Origin of the sequence: Actinophytocola sp. NPDC049390 (assembly GCF_044466355.1) — a bacterium.
Lineage (GTDB): Bacteria > Actinomycetota > Actinomycetes > Mycobacteriales > Pseudonocardiaceae > Actinophytocola.
In genome coordinates this window covers 145,568-164,840 of the sequence record NZ_JBITMQ010000013.1, presented here as the reverse complement: position 1 = coordinate 164,840, position 19,273 = coordinate 145,568, and the positions used below count along the sequence as shown (strand labels likewise).

Annotated in this window: 16 protein-coding genes; 10 read left to right on the top strand and 6 right to left on the bottom strand. The window is 72.3% G+C overall.

Features of this window, described 5'->3' with window-relative positions; all coding sequences use genetic code 11:
* The first annotated feature begins 19 nt into the window (after window positions 1-19).
* The gene (locus ACIBVP_RS32275) at window positions 20-958 is read left to right on the top strand and encodes a nucleoside hydrolase (protein ID WP_396110182.1); all 939 of its coding nucleotides are present in this window, start codon (window positions 20-22) and stop codon (window positions 956-958) included.
* A gap of 89 nt (window positions 959-1,047) precedes the next feature.
* Complete coding sequence (locus tag ACIBVP_RS32270) at window positions 1,048-3,372, top strand: hypothetical protein (protein ID WP_396110181.1); 2,325 nt, start codon at window positions 1,048-1,050, stop codon at window positions 3,370-3,372.
* 1 nt (window position 3,373) lies between these two features.
* Here ACIBVP_RS32270 and ACIBVP_RS32265 read toward each other — a convergent pair whose 3' ends face one another.
* Genes ACIBVP_RS32265 through ACIBVP_RS32250 form a run of 4 tightly spaced genes read right to left on the bottom strand, consistent with a single transcriptional unit; the run spans window position 3,374 to window position 7,056 of the window.
* A complete protein-coding gene (locus tag ACIBVP_RS32265) occupies window positions 3,374-4,522 on the bottom strand; it encodes a class I SAM-dependent methyltransferase (protein ID WP_396110383.1) in 1,149 nt (382 codons plus the stop codon).
* Window positions 4,519-5,475 (bottom strand): class I SAM-dependent methyltransferase, encoded by a 957-nt coding sequence (locus ACIBVP_RS32260; protein ID WP_396110180.1) that lies wholly within the window; start codon window positions 5,473-5,475, stop codon window positions 4,519-4,521. Before ACIBVP_RS32260 ends, ACIBVP_RS32265 begins: the two co-directional genes overlap by 4 nt.
* Window positions 5,465-6,244 (bottom strand): enoyl-CoA hydratase/isomerase family protein, encoded by a 780-nt coding sequence (locus ACIBVP_RS32255; protein WP_396110179.1) that lies wholly within the window; start codon window positions 6,242-6,244, stop codon window positions 5,465-5,467. The genes ACIBVP_RS32260 and ACIBVP_RS32255 overlap by 11 nt, the downstream gene beginning before the upstream one ends.
* A gap of 44 nt (window positions 6,245-6,288) precedes the next feature.
* The gene (locus ACIBVP_RS32250) at window positions 6,289-7,056 is read right to left on the bottom strand and encodes an ABC transporter ATP-binding protein (protein ID WP_396110382.1); all 768 of its coding nucleotides are present in this window, start codon (window positions 7,054-7,056) and stop codon (window positions 6,289-6,291) included.
* A gap of 137 nt (window positions 7,057-7,193) precedes the next feature.
* On the opposite strand from ACIBVP_RS32250, the gene ACIBVP_RS32245 reads away from it, so the two are divergent.
* From ACIBVP_RS32245 to ACIBVP_RS32220, 6 genes are all read left to right on the top strand, one after another.
* The gene (locus ACIBVP_RS32245) at window positions 7,194-7,538 is read left to right on the top strand and encodes a WXG100 family type VII secretion target (RefSeq protein ID WP_396110178.1); all 345 of its coding nucleotides are present in this window, start codon (window positions 7,194-7,196) and stop codon (window positions 7,536-7,538) included.
* A complete protein-coding gene (locus ACIBVP_RS32240) occupies window positions 7,535-8,767 on the top strand; it encodes a hypothetical protein (protein WP_396110177.1) in 1,233 nt (410 codons plus the stop codon). The genes ACIBVP_RS32245 and ACIBVP_RS32240 overlap by 4 nt, the downstream gene beginning before the upstream one ends.
* A gap of 110 nt (window positions 8,768-8,877) precedes the next feature.
* Complete coding sequence (locus ACIBVP_RS32235) at window positions 8,878-9,486, top strand: hypothetical protein (RefSeq protein ID WP_396110176.1); 609 nt, start codon at window positions 8,878-8,880, stop codon at window positions 9,484-9,486.
* Window positions 9,487-9,518: 32 nt separating this feature from the next.
* Entirely contained in the window at window positions 9,519-11,633 is a 2,115-nt protein-coding gene (glgX, locus tag ACIBVP_RS32230) for a glycogen debranching protein GlgX (RefSeq protein ID WP_396110175.1), read from the top strand.
* A gap of 162 nt (window positions 11,634-11,795) precedes the next feature.
* Window positions 11,796-12,341, top strand: coding sequence for a cysteine dioxygenase (locus ACIBVP_RS32225; protein WP_396110174.1), 546 nt, complete (start codon window positions 11,796-11,798; stop codon window positions 12,339-12,341).
* Between the two features lie 73 nt (window positions 12,342-12,414).
* On the top strand, window positions 12,415-12,807 hold the full coding sequence (locus ACIBVP_RS32220; protein ID WP_396110172.1) for a rhodanese-like domain-containing protein: 393 nt from the start codon (window positions 12,415-12,417) through the stop codon (window positions 12,805-12,807).
* On the opposite strand, the gene ACIBVP_RS32215 is transcribed toward ACIBVP_RS32220, so the two are convergent.
* Window positions 12,808-13,350: a dihydrofolate reductase family protein gene (locus ACIBVP_RS32215; protein WP_396110171.1), complete on the bottom strand. Its 543-nt coding sequence runs from the start codon at window positions 13,348-13,350 to the stop codon at window positions 12,808-12,810.
* A 121-nt stretch (window positions 13,351-13,471) separates the two neighbouring features.
* Between ACIBVP_RS32215 and ACIBVP_RS32210 the strand changes: the two genes are divergently transcribed.
* Entirely contained in the window at window positions 13,472-14,572 is a 1,101-nt protein-coding gene (locus ACIBVP_RS32210) for a hypothetical protein (protein WP_396110170.1), read from the top strand.
* Here the strand turns inward: ACIBVP_RS32210 and glgP are convergent.
* Entirely contained in the window at window positions 14,569-17,073 is a 2,505-nt protein-coding gene (gene glgP, locus ACIBVP_RS32205) for an alpha-glucan family phosphorylase (RefSeq protein WP_396110169.1), read from the bottom strand. The genes ACIBVP_RS32210 and glgP overlap by 4 nt on opposite strands.
* Window positions 17,074-17,197: 124 nt before the next feature.
* On the opposite strand from glgP, the gene ACIBVP_RS32200 reads away from it, so the two are divergent.
* Complete coding sequence (locus ACIBVP_RS32200) at window positions 17,198-19,165, top strand: alpha-1,4-glucan--maltose-1-phosphate maltosyltransferase (RefSeq protein WP_396110168.1); 1,968 nt, start codon at window positions 17,198-17,200, stop codon at window positions 19,163-19,165.
* Window positions 19,166-19,273 lie beyond the last annotated feature (108 nt).

The following is a 19,273-nucleotide window of genomic DNA, read 5'->3' as shown; positions in this document are numbered from 1 at the left end:
GGCGGCTACCGTCTGGTGCATGTCACCGCTCATCATCGACACCGATCCCGGGGTCGACGACGCGTTCGCGCTGGCGCTGGCGTGCGCGGCCCCCGGCGTGGACCTGATCGGGGTGACCACGGTGTTCGGCAACGTCGGCCTCGCGACGACGACCCGCAACGCGCTGCGGGTGCTCGCGCTGTGCGGACGTGACGACGTGCCGGTGGCGGCGGGCGCCGAACGGCCGCTCGTGCACCCCCACCAGCACCGCGCACGGCACGTCCACGGCACCGACGGCCTGTCCGGCCGGTCCGGCACACTGCCGGAACGGGCGACGGGCGTGGCGGGGGTCGACGCGGTGTCGCTGCTGGTGTCGCTGCTCGAGTCGGCGCCGTCGCCGGTGACGGTCGTGGCGATCGGCCCGCTGACGAACATCGCGCTGCTGCTGGCGGCGCACCCGGCCGTCCACGGCAAGATCGCCCGGCTCGTGGTGATGGGTGGCGCGCTGGCGGGCGGCAACGTGACGGCCGCGGCCGAGTTCAACATCTGGAGCGACCCGGAGGCGGCGCGGCGGGTGCTCGTGGAGGAGTCGGTGCCGGTCACGCTGGTGCCGATGGACCTGACGACGCGGTGCGCGGTCGACGGGCCGTGGTTGGACTCGCTGGCCGCCGCCGGCCCGCGCGGGGCGGCGCTCGTGTCGCTGACGGCCGCCTACCGCGAGCACTACGCACGATCGCTGGGCCGGGACGGCATGGTGATCCACGACGCGGTCGCGGTGGCGGAGGCCGTCAAGCCGGGCCTGCTGCACACGACCGCGATGCCGGTCGACGTCGACTGCGGGTTCGGGCCCGGCCGGGGTGGCGTGATCGCGGACAGGCGGCCGGCACGGCAGCCGGACGACCGGCGCGAGGTCGACGTGGCGCTGTCCGCGGACCTCGACCAGGTGCGCGCGTTCCTGCTGTCCCACCTGGCGGACTGACCGGCCACAAATGGCCGGGAGGTGGCCTGGCCCGCGGTGACGGCCTGCCCTGTGATGACCCCTGACGTTCGTCGACGGAAGGGGATCAGGTGGATTCGGCTCCCGCGCTGGCGCGGCGAGAACGCAGGCTGCGGCAGGTGCGGTTGGCGGAGGTGGTGGCGGCAGCGGGCGCGATCACCGCGCTGATCGCGGGCACCGCCTTGTTCGACGAGTTCGGGCCCGGCGCGCTGGTCGCGGTCGTCGGCGGGCTCGCGGTGCTGGTGGCGGCGTCGCTGGTGGCACAACGGTTGCGGCGTGCGGTCCGCTACCGGATCGACCGGCCGAACTCCACCGTGTGGCTGACGGTCAAGGTCGCCTGCCTGCTCGGCGGGCTCGCCGGCGCCGTTGCGGTCGCGTCGGCGGTCGACGCGCCGTCGCTGCCGCGCACGGTGATCGTCGTCGTGGTGGTCGGTGCGCTGGCGGGGGTGGTGAACGCCCACGCCGCGCGCTGGACGCTGTTCCAGGTCGACGCCACCGGGCTGCGGCTGGGCCGGGCGACGGTGCCGTGGTCCGCGGCGGCGCGGCTCGACCTCGCGGGCGCGGCGCCGGGGACGGTGGAGATCGGGGTGCAGCTCGCACCCGGCCAGGTGGTGGGCGGCACGCCGGCGCCGGGGACGGTGCTGGCGGACCTGCCGGTGTGCACGACGGTCCCGGCGACGACGGTGCACGTCGACCACGTCCGGTGGGCCGTGCGGGAGTTCGGCAACCCGGCGATCCCCGTCGTGGTGCGGCACGAGACGGCGGAGACGACCGCGCCGATCCAGCCGGTCGAAACCCCGGCCGCACCGCCCGCCCGACCGGTCCCGCCACCGGCGAGGTCACGCCGCGGGTGGCTGGTCGCAGGCGCGCTGGGCCTGGTCGCGGTGCTCGCCGCGGGCGTGGTCACGGCGGTCGTCCTGCTGGGCGACGCCGAACCCGGCACACCTTCGGCGGAGGAACGGCGGAACACCTACACCGCCGCCGGGACCGGGAACCTGTGCCACCTCGTCGACGTGGACGTCCTGGCGTCGTGGTCGACCGAGAAGGACGTCCTCGACGAGTCCGGCACGCACACCGAGCCCGGCTACGAGACCCTGAGCTGCGGTGCACAGACCGGCGGTGAGCGGCCCCAGGGCCGGTTCGCGCACTTCACGTTGTCGGCCGTGGTCGCCGACGACGCGGCCACCGCGCGCACGTTCCTGGTCGACGCGCAGGACGAGGACCGCTGGGACGTCGCGGGCAACGAGGAGGAGAAGGGCACGGTCGACGGGCTCGGCGACACCGCCGAGTACGAGCAGGCCGTCTCGGTGTTCGACGGCAACGTGGTCAACGAGTACGTGCTCGTCGTCCGCGACGACAACCTGGTCCTCGTCACCCGGTTCCGGGCCGAGTCGGACGGCTCGGACGGCGACGCGCCCGGCATCGGCACACTGGCGGACACGGCCATCGAGGTGACCAGGGGCGTGATGACCGGGCTGCGTGCCCCGGCCGAGAAGACGCCCGCCGGGGAGGACGCGGCGAAGGCAGCCGCCACCGCGCCCGGCACCGAGAAGCTGATGGCGCGCGTCCGCGCCGCCGACCCCTGCGAGCCGCACCTCCACGCCGCCGCGCTCCTGCGCCGGTACGGGCAGGTCGTCCCCGCACCGAAGGACGGCATGCGGCTCACCGAGTGCGGGCTCGTGATCTCGGACGGCCGCGCACCGGTCGCCGAGCTCAGGCTCGGGCTCGACGCGTTCCTGTCCGAAAGGGACCGTGCCGGTATGACCCGGGAAGTGGCGGGCGACCAGGAGGTCTACCACGAACGGCCGGACGGGGAAGCGACGTCCTGCTCGTCGTTCGTGCCGTACGACGACTCCGGGTTCGGCGCGAAGGTGTCGGTCGAACGGGTGGGCGCGGACACCGGACCGGCGCCGTGCGAGGTGGCGGAACGGTACACCGGACACCTCGCGGAGCTGATCGCCTCGCTGCCCGCCCGGGCCGAGCCCGCGGGTGAGCCGTCCCTGGAGGGTGACGACCCGTGCGCCGCCGACGCGGTGGCGCACGACATGCCGGGCTGGGAGGCCGGACCGGTGGCGCGGTACCGAGCGACGCACTGCCGGTTCACGCTCAGCCGGGACGGCGAGCACTACGAGTTCGACATCGCGTTCGAGCAGGGCGGCGCGCCGTCCGGCGACGAACGGGTGCGGGTGGGCATGCTCGCGGGCAAGCGAACCAGGTCCGACGAGAACCTGTGCGGCCTCTCGGTGAGCTACCTACCGTCGTCGTTCGAGGAGGACAACGGGCAGAACATCGACATCTACGTCAAGCGCACGGCCGACGATCCCGGGGCGGAGCGCACCCACGACGTGTGCGACCTGACGGAGACCGCGGCGACGGCGGTGGTCGACGGGCTGTGACTCAGCCCGGTTCGCACACGTACGCGGTCGGGGTCCGGCCCACCCTCGTGAGCACGACGGTGGCCGGCTCCCGGCCGGACAGCTTCAGCCTGGGACGCAACGTGTTCGGGTCGACGTCCAGGCCGCGGACCAGGATCTCCACGCGGCCGACGCCGCGGCGGCGCAGCGTCTGGCGCAACGACTTCTCGGAGTAGTGGCCGTGTTCCAGCACCCGGAACGCCCGCACGCCTTCGGGTTTCGCATCCCCCGTCAGGTACGCGATGCGTTCGTCCAGCTGGCCGAAGCCCAGCCGGGCCGCGTACTGGCGGACGAGGCCCGCGCGCACGACCGCTCCGTCCGGGTCGACGAGCCACTCCCCCACCTCGCGGACCGGGCAGTCGTCCGGCTCGTCGGACGTGACCGTCCACGTCGGACTGCCGCTGCGCAGGACCGTGGCGCGGCGTGCGGGACCGGCGAACGCACCCGTCCACAGGCAGGCCTCCCGCACCTGCCCGTCGAGCGACACCAGCTCGACCTCGCCGTCCCACGGCAACTCGGCGAAGTCCATGCCGGGCGCGCACTTCACGGCGAGGTCCCGGCCGCGGTAGGCGGTGGCGAGTTCGTCGAGCGGCGGCACGAAGTCCGACGCGTGCCAGCGGCGACGCCCGGCAGAGTCGCGGCGGGCCGGGTCGACGAACACCACCGCGTCCCGCGTGACCGGCCGGAGCGCGTCGGCGCGGACCAGCGGTGCGGACACGTTGTGGGCCGCCATCGCCAGGCGCACCTCGTCCAGGTCCGAACCGACGCAGTGGTCGCCGACCTCGGCGATCGCCGCGAGGTCCACGCCGACCGAGCAGGTCACGTCGTGCACGGACAGACCGGCGAACCGGGCCGCCCGGTGCCGGGCGACCGGCATGGGAGTCGCCTGCTGCAACGCGGTGTCGGTGAACAGCCAGTCGTCCGGCGAGTCCACCTTGGCCGCGGCCTTGCGGCGCAGCAGCACGGTCTCCAGCACCGGGCCCGCGTGCTCGCCGACGAGGCGACGAGCGGTCGCCACGTCCGCGAGATAGCTGGCCGACGTCAACGGCAGGTCCGCGACCGCGGCGACAGCAGAAACCCCGGCCGGCGAACGCAGGAAACGCACGTCGGCCGGGGTGAACTCGTACGTCAGGGCTTCGTCCCCGTGATCAGCACGTTGTAGAACAGGTCGCGCGGCGCGACCTTGCGCAGCACGTTCTCGTCCAGCCAGGTCAGCCGCAGCCACGCCTTGTACGCGAACAGCCGCCAGCCCAGCGTCAGCTTCTCCTGCGGCACCGCGGCCTCGAACGTGCGCACCGGCCAGCCGAACAACGCGGCCGCCAGCTCCTCGGTGTGCGCGTGCACGTTCGCCGCCCCGGCCTCGCGTGCGACCTTCTCCAGCTCGGTGGGGTCGAACGTGTGCAGGTCGACGATCGCCTCCAGCGCCGCGGCGCGGGACGACTCGTCCAGTTCGGACTGCGGGCGCCGCCAGGCCGACAGCGGGCCGAGCTTCGTCACGTTCGTCGTGAGCCACCAGGTGAGCTGGCCGAGCTTGCGCGCGTACGTGTCGCCGATCTTGGTGGGCTCGCCGGCGAACACGAACCGGCCGCCGGGCTTGAGCACCCGCAGCACCTCGCGGAACGCGGCGGGCACGTCCGGGATGTGGTGCAGCACCGCGTGCCCGATGACGAGGTCGAAGCTGTCGTCCTCGTACGGGATGGTCTCCGCGTCGGCGACGCGGCCGTCGACGTCGAGGCCGAGGTTGCGCGCGTTGCGCAGCGCCACCTGCACCATGCCGGGCGACAGGTCGGTGACCGAGCCCTTCTTGATCACGCCGCCCTGCATGAGGTTCAGCAGGAAGAACCCGGTGCCGCTGCCGAGCTCCATCGCGTGCTCGTACGGCCAGTCCTCGTCACCGGCGACCGCGCGGAAGCGGCCGGTGGCGTAGTCGATGCAGCGCTCGTCGTACGAGATCGACCACTTCTCGTCGTAGGTGTCGGCTTCCCAGTCGTGGTACAGGATGTTCGCGAGCTTCGGGTCCTTGCGGGCCGCCTCGACCTCTTCCGCGGTCGCGTGCGGGTTCGGTGCCGGGTCGTTACTTGCCACTGAACGTCGCCTTTCCCGGACCGTTCTCGATGAACGACCGCATGCCCGTCTTCTGGTCCTCCGTCGCGAACAGCGCGGCGAACACGTTGCTCTCCAGCCGCAGGCCGCTGTTCAGGTCACCGTCGAGGCCGCCGTCGATCGCGGTCTTCGCGGCGGCGAGTGCCTGCGCGGCGGCGCCGCTGAACGCCGACGCCCACTTCTTCGCGGCCTCGTACACGTCGTCGGGCGCCACGACCTCGTCGACGAGGCCGATGTGCAGCGCCTCCTGCGCGTCGACGAACCGTCCCGTGTAGATGATGTCCTTGGCCCTGCTCGGGCCGACGAGCCGCGGCAGCCGCTGCGTGCCACCGGCACCCGGGATGATGCCGAGCAGGATCTCCGGCTGGCCGACCTTCGCGTTGTCGCCCGCGATGCGGCGGTCACAGCACAGCGCCAGCTCCAGGCCGCCGCCGAGCGCGTAGCCGGTGATCGCGGCGACCGTCGGCTTCGGGATCGCGGCGACCGCGGAGAACGACGACGACAGCTGACCGGCGCGGGCGGACATGTCGGCGTAGGACATGTCGGCCATCTCCTTGATGTCCGCGCCCGCGGCGAACACCTTCTCGCCGCCGTAGACGATCACCGCGCGCACGTCGTCGCGGGCAGCCGCCTCCTGCGCGGCGGCGCGGATCTCCTCCTGCACCTGCCGGTTGAGCGCGTTCATCGGCGGCCGGTCCAACCGGATGGTGCCGACGCCGCTGTCGACCTCGAGCCTGACGAACTCACCCACGCGACTGCCTCCCTACCGAGAAGTAACTTCCGATCAACCTAGCCTCACGCTCGGCGCCGCGCGAAGTAGCGGTCGCCCAGCCGGTCCACCTCGAGGTCCTGACCGAACGTCTTCGACAGGTTCTCGCTGGTCAGCACGTCCTCCAGGAGACCCTGCGCGACCACGCGGCCCTCGGCGATCAGCATGAGGTGGGTGAACCCGGGCGGGATCTCCTCCACGTGGTGCGTGACGAGGATCGTCGCGGGCGCGTCCGGGTCGCGGGCCAGCTCGGAGAGCCGGGCCACGAGGTCCTCGCGGCCACCGAGGTCGAGACCGGCGGCGGGCTCGTCGAGCAGCAGCATCTCCGGGTCGGTCATCAGCGCGCGGGCGATCACGGTCCGCTTGCGCTCGCCCTCGGACAGCGTGCCGAACATGCGGTCGGTGAGGTGCCCGATGCCAAGGCCCTTGCACAGGTCGACGGCCCGGCCGGTGTCGAGCTGGTCGTAGGCCTCGCGCCAGCGCCCGAGCACCGCGTAGCCCGCGCTCACCACCACGTTGAGGACGGTCTCCTCCGGCGGGATGCGGGCGATCAGCGCCGCCGAGCAGAAGCCGATGCGCGGCCGCAGCTCGAACACGTCCACCCGGCCGAGCTTCTCGCCGAGCACGTGCACCGCGCCGGTGGTGGGGTGCAGCTCGGCCGCCGCCAGCTTGAGCAGCGTGGTCTTGCCCGCCCCGTTCTCGCCGAGGATCACCCAGCGCTCGTCGAGTTCGACGTTCCAGTTCACCTCCGCGAGGAGGTTGTTGCCGCCACGCCGCACTCCGACGTCGGCCATGTGCACGACCAGGTCCTCGAGCTCCACTCCCGTCACGGTGCCCTATTCAACATGAGGGTTTGCACACGCGTGCCCTCGGTTTGCCTCCGTGCGCAACGGCGGTGGTCGCGGCGGGTCGCCATGAGTTGACTCACCCCATGACCGGCTACACCGTGAACACCACGAGCCTCGCGATCAGGGTGGGCGAGCTGAACGCCGTCGCCGACCAGGTCGGCGAGATCATCGGCGCACTCGACCTCACCGGCGGCGACCTGGGTCCCGGCGACATCGCCGCGGCCGTCGCCGAGGTGGCGGGCACGTGGCGCGACAACCTCGGCGACATGCGGGACAAGATCGGCACGATCGCGGACAACGTGCGTGGCGCGGTCGCCAACTACGAGCTGGTCGAGCAGGGCGGCGAGGACCGCATGCGCGCCCTGGCCGAGGGCACCGCGGGTGACCAGGTCTTCGAGGCGCTGAAGAACGCGAGGCCGCGGCCATGAGCACCCGTTCCTTCCCCGCCCTCGGTTTCGACCCCACGCCCGGCGAGGCGGACGCGGTCAAGACGCTGATGCTGCGGCTCGCCGTCGCCGCCGAGACGATCGGCACCACCCTCCCGCGCCTGGAGGAGGCCTGCAAGATCACCGACGACGCCGACTGGGGCGGCAGCGCGGCCGAGGAGTTCAGCGACCACGGCGACGACCTGCCCCAGGGCCTCGGCAGGGGCGGTGCGGCGATCAACGCCGTGACCAGCGCGCTGTCGGCGTGGTTCGGCAAGCTCACGACCAACCAGGCCCGCGCGGACGTGCTGGAGGCGGCGGCGAAGAAGCTCAAGGCCAAGCTCGCGACCTTCGACCGGTGCACCCCGGAGTCGACCGCCGTCAGTACGCGGCTCGCCCGGATCGTCGACGACGCGAAGCGCCTGGAGGCCAGGCACCTGCGTGAGGCCGACGCGACCGCCGACGCCATCCGGGCGGGCAAGGACGGCGACCCGTTCAAGCCGGAGAACGACACCTGGTACGTCCAGGGCCTCGACGGTCTCGCCGTCGCGGCCGACGGCGTCTCCCTCGCCACGGCGACCGCGGCGGCCGGGCTCGCCGCCACCGGTGTCGGACTGCCCGCCGCCGCGGTGCTGGAGGCCGCGTCGACCGGCTCCGGCGCGGTCGGGTCGCTGGCCGCGCTGGGTCAGCAGCTGTCCGGGTCCCGCAACGCGCCGGGCTGGGGTGCGGTGGCGCTCGGGCTGGGCACCAGCGTGATCCCCGGTGGCGGCACGGCGGCGGCGGCGGTCCGCAGCGGCGGCCGGATCGTCGTCAAGCGCGGGTCGAAGACCGCGATCCGGGCCGCGCGCAAGGACATCGAGGCCGCGGCCCGCGGCGGCGCGCTGCCCGGCCTGATCGACAACGTCGGCAGGATGCGGCGGCACGGGCTGGAGGGCAAGGTGTCCCGCGACCTGACGACGGCGGGTCGCGAGGTCGCCAAGCGGGAGGGCATCGAACTGCCCGCGAACCTCGCCGACCGCAAGGCCGAACTGCAGCGCCTCGGCCTGGAGGCCAAGCAGCACCAGGCGTACGCGGACCTGGTCGACAAGGGCGCCACGATCGCGGAGAAGGCCGGGGTCGAGCTGACGCCGCAGCAGAAGGCCGAGCTGAAGTTCCTGCAGCAGGGTATCAACCCGACCCCGAAGCAGCTGGAGAAGGCGATCGAGGACTTCGGCAAGGAAGCGTTGAAGTGAGCGGAGCGACGGAGCGGGCCCCGTCTGGACTGAGGAGCGCGCGCAGGCGCGCCAGCGCCGAGCACGCGACGAGGGAAGACGGGGCCTTAGCGGAGGAGCGCAGCGACCCATTGAACACAGTGATCCTCGACTTCCCCGACACCGTGTGGCGGCTCCCGCTCGACCACCCTGACCTGGCCATCCAGGAGTACGCGGGCCTGGTCGGCCGGCTCCGCGGGCTGACCACCGGGCGCGCGGACCTGGAGGCGCTCGCCACCGAGGCGGTCGAGACGGCCGTGCGGGAGGGCGCGGTGCTCATGGCGATCGTCGCACCACCGGACGCGGCCCCGGCCGTGCTCACCGGGGTCGTGCTCGACCGGCCGCCGGGCTGGGACGCCGACACCGCGGCGGCGCTGCGTGACTCGTTGGAGGACGTCGGCGGCCCGGACGTGCGGGAGACGCTGGTCGTCGGCACCGCGCTCGGGCCCGCCGTGATCGCCCAACGGGTGCCCGGGGTCGAGCAGGTGCGGGCACGACGACCACTCACGCTGCAGCTCCAGGCATTCATCGCTCAGGGCGAACAGCTGCTGCTGCTCACGCTGGCCTGCCCGTCCGAGGTCGGCTGGGCCACCCACCAGCTGCTGTTCGGGCAGGTCGTGACGTCCGCGCGGCCCGAGCGGGCGACCGTCCCGGCCGACACGTCCGAGGAGTCCTTCGAGAATCACACCTATCGGCTCTGATCACCGGGGCCGGTCCCAGGCAAGATGGAGGAATGCCCGCCGACCACGTGCTCCCCGGACACCCGTTCCCGTTGGGTGCACACCCAGAGGCCGGCGGGGTCCGGTTCTCGGTCGCGTCCTCGGTCGCCGAGGGCGTCGAGCTGTGCCTGATCGGCGAGGACGGCGGCGAACGGCGCGTCGAGCTGACCGAGCACACGTTCGGCATCTGGCACGCCATCCTCCCCGGCGTCACCCCAGGTCAGCGGTATGGCTACCGCGTGCACGGCCCGTACGAGCCCGCCCGCGGCCTGCGCTGCAACCCGGCGAAGCTGCTCGTCGACCCGTACGCGCGGCGGATCACCGGCACTGTCGGCGACCTCCGCGCGACGCTCGGTTACGACGGTGACCCGATGACGGGCAGGCCGTCCACGCGGGACTCGCTCGGGCATGTGCCGCTGTCCGTGGTCACCGCGCCCGGCGGCGTGTCCACCGGCGTGAAACCGAACACGCCGTTCGAGGAGACCGTCGTCTACGAGCTGCACGTCCGCGGGTTCACCAAGCTGCACCCCGAGGTGCCGGAGCACCAGCGCGGCACCTACCTGGGCCTCGCGCACCCGGCGGTCATCGACTACCTGGTCCGCCTCGGCGTCACCGCGGTCGAGCTGCTGCCCGTGCACACGATCGCCGACGAGCCGTCGCTGCGCCGCCGCGGCGCGGGCAACTACTGGGGCTACTCCACGCTCGGCTTCCACGCACCGCACGAGGCGTACGCGAGCGAGCCGGGCAACGAGGTCGCCGAGTTCCGCACGATGGTCGCCGCACTGCACGCCGCGGGCATCGAGGTGATCCTCGACGTGGTGTTCAACCACACCTGCGAGGGTGGGGTGGACGGGCCGACGCTGTCGCTGCGCGGCTTCGACGCCCCCGCCTACTACCTGCACGACCGCCACGGCTCCACAGTGGACCTCACCGGGTGCGGCAACACGCTCAACCCCGGCTCGCGCGAGGTCGTCCGGCTGGTCACGGACTCGCTGCGGTACTTCACGAACGACCTCGGCGTCGACGGGTTCCGCTTCGACCTCGCGAGCGCGCTCGGCCGCCCGCGCGGCGGCTGGTTCGACCCCGACTCGGCGTTGATGACCGCGATCATGGTCGATCCGTCGCTGTCACGCTGCAAGCTGATCGCCGAGCCGTGGGACGCGACCGCGGACGGCTACCGGGTCGGCGGGTTCGCACCACAGTGGACGGAGTGGAACGACCGCTTCCGCGACGGTGCCCGGGACTTCTGGCGCGGCGCGGTGAACGTGCGCGACCTCGCCTACCGCCTGTCCGGGTCGGAGGACCTGTACGCGGCGAACACGCGCAGGCCGTGGGCGTCGATCAACTTCATCACCGCGCACGACGGCTTCACGCTGCGGGACCTGGTGTCCTACAACCACAAGCACAACGAGGAGAACGGCGAGGGCGGCCGCGACGGCGCCGACTTCAACCGGTCGTGGAACTGCGGGGTCGAAGGCGAGACCGCCGACCCGGTGGTCCTGGCGCTGCGGGACAGGCAGGCACGCAACCTCCTCGCCACGCTCCTGCTGTCGACCGGCACCCCCATGCTCACCGCGGGCGACGAGCGGTGGCGCACGCAGGGCGGCAACAACAACCCGTACTGCCTGGACAACGAGGTCTCGTGGGTGTCGTGGGCACCGTCGGCACGCGCCGACGACCTGCTCTCGTTCACCCGCAGGGTGATCGCGCTGCGGGCGAGCTCACCGGCGTTGCGCCAGCCGCAGTTCTTCGACGGCCGCCCCACGTACTCCGGCCAGCCGGACCTCGTGTGGTTCTCCCCCGACGGCGAGCCGATGGCGGACCACGAGTGGTTCGACGAGGACCGCCGCACCATCGGCATGTGGATCGACGGTTCGACGAGCCTGTCCCGCGACCGCGACGGCGAACTGATCGCGGACGACAACTGGCTGGTGCTGCTGCACGCGGGCGAGCAGCCGGTCGAGATGGCGCTGCCGGGCCCGGGCTTCGGTGACGTGTTCGTGCCCGTGCTGGACAGCGGCACCCCGCGTGGCGAGCCGGTCGACCAGAGCCCGCTGGAGGCGGGCAAGGTCGTCACGGTGCCACCTCGAACCCTGCTGGTGTACCGCACGCCGCGTATCACACGGTGAGATCAGTGGCCACCATGTGGCGGCCCCTGCCACGATGCGAGGCATGCCCCGGTCGTTGACGTTCTGGCGCGACCGCACGGTGGACCTGCTCCTGGTCGCCTCGTGCGGCTGTACCGCCGTGTGACCCCACGCCGCGTCCTCGACCTCTCCGGGAGCACCACCGTGTCCACGGCCCTTTCCCCTGCCCTGCCCATCTCGTCCCTCGTCCGCGCCCGCGGTCCGCTCTGGACCCCGGCCGAGCTGCGCCACCTGGTGACCACGATCGGCACCGTCCACCGCGACGGCCTGCTCGCACAGGTCCGGTTCGCGAGCCCGCAACGCTGGTGGGCGCGCCTGGAGCTGACGGAGGAGGTGGAGGTCTGGCTGCTGTCGTGGCTGCCCGGCCAGCACACCGCCCCGCACGACCACGGCGGCGCGGCAGGTGCGTTCTCCGTCGTGCTCGGCAGCGTGTCGGAGACGTACCGCTACCCCGGCGCCGACGTCCACACCCGCACCCACCGGACCGGCGACGCGGTCGGCTTCGGTGCCGGCCGCGCCCACCAGGTGTGGAACACCGACTCCGGGAAGGCGGCCACCGTGCACGCGTACTCACCGCCGCTCGTGCCGACGAGGGAGTACAACTCGTTGTGGGACATCCCGGCGGTCATCCCGCCGCTGCCGCCCCGGCGGTCGCTCGACGAACTGCGGAAGGAGCCGGTCGAACAGTGAGCGCAGCTTGCGGAGCGAACCAATGGACGCAGGGCGACCGCGAGCGGCGCCCCGGAGCCTGCGAGGGGGCGTCGTGAGCGCGATCGACGACGTGCTGGCGAAGGCCCGCGCCGACCTGGTCAGGGTGGCGGCGGCCGACGTGGCCAGGCTGCCCGACGACCACCTGCTGGTGGACATCCGCCCCCTGCACAACCGCGTGGCCGACGGCGAGATCCCCGGCGCCGTGCCGATCGAGCGGATCGTGCTCGAGTGGCGCCTCGACCCGCGCGGCGACCACCGCATCGACGGGTTCACCGAGGACACCACGGTCGTGGTGTTCTGCAACGAAGGCTGGTCGTCCAGCCTCGCCGCCCGCGACCTGCGAGCACTCGGCCTGCGGAAGGCGACGGACCTGGTCGGCGGCTTCCGCGCCTACCGCGACGCGGGCCTGCCCGTCCGGGACGGCGGCACGCAGGCGATCACCTGATCATGCCGTCCCGAGCCGGACGTGGGTGACCGGCCCCGTGAACGCCATCGGGGGCAGGCCGTCGAACAGCTTCGCGCCCGCGCCGAGCAGCACCGGGACGAGGCTGATCAACACCTCGTCGACCAGGCCCGCCGCCAGCGCCTGCCGTTGGATGTCGGCGCCCATGACCGTCACGGTCCGGTCCCCCGCCACCGCCTTCGCGCGCTCGACCGCGGCCTCGACCCCGGGCACGAACGCGAACGTGCCGCTCTTCTGCGGAAGGTCCGGCCGCGTCTCGTGCGTGACCACGAACGACGGGGCCGGATACGGCACGTCCTCCCAGTGCGCCAGGCCGACGTCGAACGTGCGCCTGCCGAGCACCACCGCACCGGTGTCCGCGGACACCGCCTTGGTGATCACCCGGTCGGCCGGGTCGACGTGCTCGCCGAACATCCACTCGTGGAGCCGCGCGCCGTCGACACCCATCGGGTGATCGTGCGAGACGTCCGGGCCCGCGATGTAACCGTCGAGGGACATGGCCGCGTAGACGAGAACCTTGCTCATTGTTGCCTCCTGGTCGTGGTGGCAGGTAGACCAGCGGGAGCGGCGGAACTCATCGCAGCTGCCCTTTCGGCTGTCCAGGAAGACAGTGGGCGCGGCGCGCGGGCCGCGTAGCGTCGGGACGGTGCGGGTTGTTCACGTTCTGTTCCGGCCCGGCGGTCTCGCCACGGCCGTGACGGTCGCCGTGGCCGTCGTGCTGTCGTGGCCGGACGTGGTGACCGGGCTGCTCGGTGCGCTGGCCGGTGGCCTCGCGGCGGTCGTGGCCAACCAGGCCGGGCTGCTGGCGAGCGTGCTCGTGCCCGGGGTGACCCTGCGCAAGCTCGTCCTCGGCACCGGGCCACGGGTGGCGGACCGGTCCACACCGGACCGGATCGTCACGGTGCGCGCGGTGCCGGTGATCCTGTCGGTGTCGGTGCGGGCCACCACGGCGGGCCGCATCCGCGTGGTCGCGCTGTGCGGGCTGGTGTGCGAGGCCGTGCCCGCGGCCGGCGGGGTCCTGCTGGCGGACGGGCCGTTCACCCGCGGCCTCGCGACGGCGGCGGTCGCGGCGCTGGCGGTGTCACTGGTCCCGGCGCGGACCGCCACGTCGACGTCCACCGGGTGGCTGCTGTTCCGGCTGCCCCGGTCGGCCGCCGGGCAGGCGGCGCCGCTGGTGGACCAGGTGCTGCGGGCGGCGCAGGCCGGTGACCTCAGGACCGCGGAACAGCTCGCGGTCCGGCTCCGCGCACACCACCCGGACCTGCCGCCCGCGCTCGCCGCACGCATCCGGGTGCTGGCCGCGCAGGGCCGGTACGCGGAGGCCGTGGTACTCGCGGTCCGCCTGACCGCCGGGCACGACCCGGGCGCGTTCGCCGTGCTGGCGGGTCTGACGTGCGCGACGGTCGAGTCCGGGCAGCTGGACGCCGAGACCGGACTGGTCACCGCGTGCCTGGCGATCGAGAACGCGACCGCGCTCGGCTACCCACGCCACCGCCTGAACGGCGCACGGGCGATGGTGGAGCTGCTGCGCGGCAACCTGAAGGAGGCCATCACGCTGGCGCGGATGGCCGCGAGCGCCACCGACGACGTCCTGTGCCGCGCCGACGACCTGGCCACGCTGGCCCGCGCCCACATGGCGGCGGGCGACAACCGCACCGCCCGCCAGGTGCTGACGGAGGCGGAGAAGCTGGCGAGGTGGTGGCCCCGAGTGGCCACCACCCGCACCCGTCTCGAGGTGGCTGGTTAACCCGCCAGGACCACCCGACCCAGTTCCACCGGGCTCGCCAGCAATTCGTGGTTCGGCAGGACCCGCGCGGTGACGCCGAGCGAACCCGCGTGCGGCAGCGACACCTCGGCCGCGTACCGGCCGTCGGTGTCCGGCGTCATCGGCACCGTGACCACGTCGAACAGCTCGTCGCTGTCGGCGACGCGGCCGATCACCGCCTGCACCTGGACGTCCGAGGACGTGAGTCCCGCCAGGTCGACCGACGCGCGGACCGCCACCCGCTCGCCGAGCACCGGGGTGTCCGAGCCGTTCAGCGACAGCTCGCACGACGTGACCCGGATGTGCGGCCACGAACCCGAGATCCGCTCCCGGTACGCCGCCAGCTCACGTGCCGCGCGGAAGCCCTCCGCGTCAGCCAGCTCGACCGCGGTCGCCGCCGGGGTGTACTGCCGCTCGACGTACTCCTCGACCATCCGCGACGCCTGCACCTGCGGCCCGAGCGACGACAACGTGTGCCGCACCATGGCGAGCCACTGGCGGGGCACGCGCTCGGACCGGTCGTAGAACAGGGGCGCCACCTGCGAGCCGAGCAGCTCGTACAGGGCCGCGGCCTCCAGGTCGTCGCGGCGCAGCGGGTCGGACACGCCGTCGGCGGTCGGGATGGCCCAGCCGTTGGAGCCGTCGTAGAACTCGTCCCACCAGCCGTCGCGGATGGACAGGTTCAGCCCGCCGTTGAGCGCCGCCTTCATGCCGGACGTGCCGCACGCCTCCAGAGGTCTGGTCGGGTTGTTCAGCCACACATCGCAGCCCCAGTACAGGTACCGGGCCATCGACATGTCGTAGTCGGGCAGGAACACGATCCGGTGCCGCACGTCGTGCTCGTCGGCGAACCGGACGACCTGCTGGATCAGCGCCTTGCCGCCGTCGTCGGCCGGGTGCGACTTGCCGGCCACGACCATCTGCACCGGGCGGTCCGGGTCGAGCAGCAGCGCACGCAGCCGGTCGTGGTCGCGCAGCATCAGCGTGAGCCGCTTGTACGTCGGCACGCGCCGGGCGAACCCGACGGTCAGCACGTCCGGGTCGAACACCGTGTCGGTCCACGCCAGCTCCAGCGGCGACGCGCCGCGCTGCAGCCACGCCTCCCGCACCCGCCGCCGCACCTCGGTGACCAGCGTCTTGCGCAGCCTGCAGCGCAGGTCCCACAGGCCGTTGTCGTCGAGGTCGGTGCCGACCGACGCCATCTCGCGGGCGGTCCACGTGGGACCGTGCACGCCGTTGGTGACCGACGTGATCGGCACCTCGTGCGTGTCGAAGCCCGGCCACAGCCCGCCGAACATCTCGCGGCTGACGTGCCCGTGCAGTTTGGACACGCCGTTGGCGCGCTGCCCGAGCCGCAGGCCCATGTGCGCCATGTTGAACATGCCGGGGTTGTCCTCGGCGCCGAGCGCGAGCACGCGCCGGATGTCGACGTCCGGCAGCAGCGCGCCGTCGCCGAAGTAGTGCTGCACGAGGTCCACGGGGAACCGGTCGATGCCGGCGGGGACCGGGGTGTGCGTGGTGAAGACGGTGCCCGCGCGCACCGCGGACAACGCCTCGTCGAACGTCAGCTGGTGCGCGGACATCAGCTCGCGCAGCCGCTCCAGGCCGAGGAAACCCGCGTGCCCCTCGTTCATGTGGAACACCTCGGGCTGCGGGTGCCCGGTCAGCTCGCAGTACGTGCGCACGGCACGCACGCCGCCGATGCCCGCCAGGATCTCCTGCCGGATGCGGTGGTTCTGGTCACCGCCGTACAGCCGGTCGGTGACGCTGCGCAGGTCGTCGTCGTTGCCGTCCACGTCGGAGTCGAGCAGCAGCAGCGGCACGCGGCCGACCTGCGCCTTCCAGATCCGGGCCCGCAGGACGCGGCCGCCGGGCATCGCGACGTGCACGAGGATCGGCGCGCCGGACGGCTCGGTGAGCGGCGACAGCGGCAGCCCGTTCGGATCGAGTACCGGATAGTGCTCGATCTGCCACCCGTCGAGTGACAACGACTGCCGGAAGTAGCCAGACCGGTACAGCAGACCGACACCGATCAGGGGAACACCAAGGTCGGACGCCGCTTTCAGGTGATCACCCGCGAGCACACCGAGACCACCGGAGTAGTTCGGCAGCGCCTCCGTGACGCCGAACTCCATCGAGAAGTACGCGATGGACTCCGCCATCCTGCCCTGCCCGGACAGCTCCCTGCGGCGCTGCTGGTACCACCTCGGCTCGGACAGGTAGCGGCGCAGGTCGTCGGACGTCTCCGCGAGCCGCCCGCGGAACGACTCGTCGCCCGCCAGCTGCTCCAGCCTGCTCGCGGGCACCTCGGCGAGCAGGCGCAGCGGGTCACCGAGGCGGTCCCAAATCCCCTGGTCGATGGTGGCGAACAGGTCCTGCGTGTGCGGGTGCCACGTCCACCGGAGGTTGGTCGCGAGCGTCTCCAGCTCGGCGAGCGACTCGGGCAGACCGGCGCGCACGGTAAAGCGGCGTACAGCTTTCACGCCGACCGACCCTAGCGGTCACCCCCGACAGAAAATCAGGTGTGGGGCGGGGGTGTGGCCGAGAGTGTCAACGGGCACACTTCTCGATATCAACCGAAGGACCTCTGCGGGAGGGGCTTGCCCGGTGAGTGGCCGCCTTGGCATCGACGACGTTTCCCCGGTTATCAGCTGTGGCCGCTATCCGTCGAAGGCGGTGGTGGGCGAGCACATCCCCGTGCACGCCACCGTGTGGCGGGAGGGCCATGACGCCGTGGCCGCCACCGTGGTGTGGCGCGGCCCACACGACAAGGGTGAGCGGCTCACCAGGATGGCGGTCGACGACCCCAACGACGACACCTGGATCGCGCACATCCGTCCCGACGCGACCGGCATGTGGACCTACCGCGTCGACGCGTGGAGCGACCCGTGGGCGACGTGGCGGCACACCGTCGAGGTGAAGGTCGGCGCCGCGCAGACCGCCGAGGAGCTGGCCAACGACCTGGAGACGGGCGCGCTGCTGCTCGACCGCGCTGCCCGCCGCTTCCCGCACAACGGCGAGCGCGCCATGCTCGTGTCGGCCGCCGCCGCGCTGCGCGACACCGACCGGCCGCTGCCCGGCCGGATCGCGGAGGCGCTCGACGAGCCGATCCAGCGGTACATGCAGGACAACCCGCTGCGCGACCTCGTGACCCGCGGCCGCAAGTACCAGGTGTGGGTCGACCGGCCCAAGGCGCTGTACGGGTCGTGGTACGAGCTGTTCCCCCGGTCCACCGGCGGGCTCGACGAGTTCGGCAAGCCGGTGCACGGCACGTTCGACACCGCGATCAAGCAGCTCGACCGGGTCGCCCGCATGGGCTTCGACGTCGTCTACCTGCCGCCGATCCACCCGATCGGCGCGGTGAACCGGAAGGGACCCAACAACAGCGTCATCTCGGTGCCGGAGGACGTCGGCTCGACGTGGGCCATCGGCTCGGCGGAGGGCGGCCACGACGCGATCCACCCGGAGCTGGGCACGATCGACGACTTCGACCGGTTCGTCGCCCGGTGCAACGAGCTGGGCATGGAGGTCGCGCTCGACCTGGCACTGCAGTGCGCGCCGGACCACCCGTGGGTCACCGCGCACCCGGAGTGGTTCACCACCCGGCCGGACGGGTCGATCGCGTACGCGGAGAACCCGCCGAAGAAGTACCAGGACATCTACCCGCTGAACTTCGACAACGACCCGGAGGGCATCTACGCGGAGGTGCTCCGCGTGGTCATGCACTGGGTCAGCCACGGCGTGCGGATCTTCCGGGTGGACAACCCGCACACCAAGCCGCCGAACTTCTGGCACTGGCTGATCCACCAGGTGAAGGCGCTCGAACCGGACGTGCTGTTCCTGTCCGAGGCGTTCACGCGCCGCGCCCGGCTCTACGGGCTCGCGCGGCTGGGGTTCACGCAGTCCTACACCTACTTCACGTGGCGGACGCATCAGTCCGAGCTGATCGAGTTCGGCCGGGAGATCGTGGCGCGGGCGGACGAGGCACGGCCGAACCTGTTCGTGAACACGCCGGACATCCTGCACGCGTCGCTGCAGTACGGCGGGCCCGCGATGTTCGCGATCCGCGCGGTGCTGGCGGCGACGTACTCGCCGAGCTGGGGCGTGTACTCGGGCTACGAGCTGTTCGAGCACGAGGCCGTGCGCGAGGGCTCCGAGGAGTACCTGAACTCGGAGAAGTACGAGCTGCGACCGCGTGACTTCGAGCGCGCCCTCGCCGAGGGCCGCTCACTGGAACCGTGGCTGACCAGGCTGAACGCGATCCGAGCCGCCCACCCGGCTCTGCAGCAGCTGCGCACGCTGCACTTCCACGACACGCAGAACGACGCCCTGCTCGCGTACTCCAAGCGCGACCCGGGCACCGGCGACACGGTGATCGTGGTCGTGAACCTGGACCCCGAACACCCCCAGGAGGGCATGGTCTACCTCGACCTGCCCGCCATCGGCCGTGACTGGAGCGACACCCTGGTCGTCCACGACGAGGTCACGGGCGCGACGTACGAATGGCACCAGGCGAACTACGTCCGCCTGGACCCGGTACAAGCCGTCTCCCACATCCTCTCCGTAACCCACTAACCCCGCGAGTCGCGCCCCCAGACACCGCGAGTCGGGCGCAGCTACACAACCCGTTGTGGGGGGGGTGGGGGCCCGCGATATGAGACTGACCACGACAACAGGGGGGGA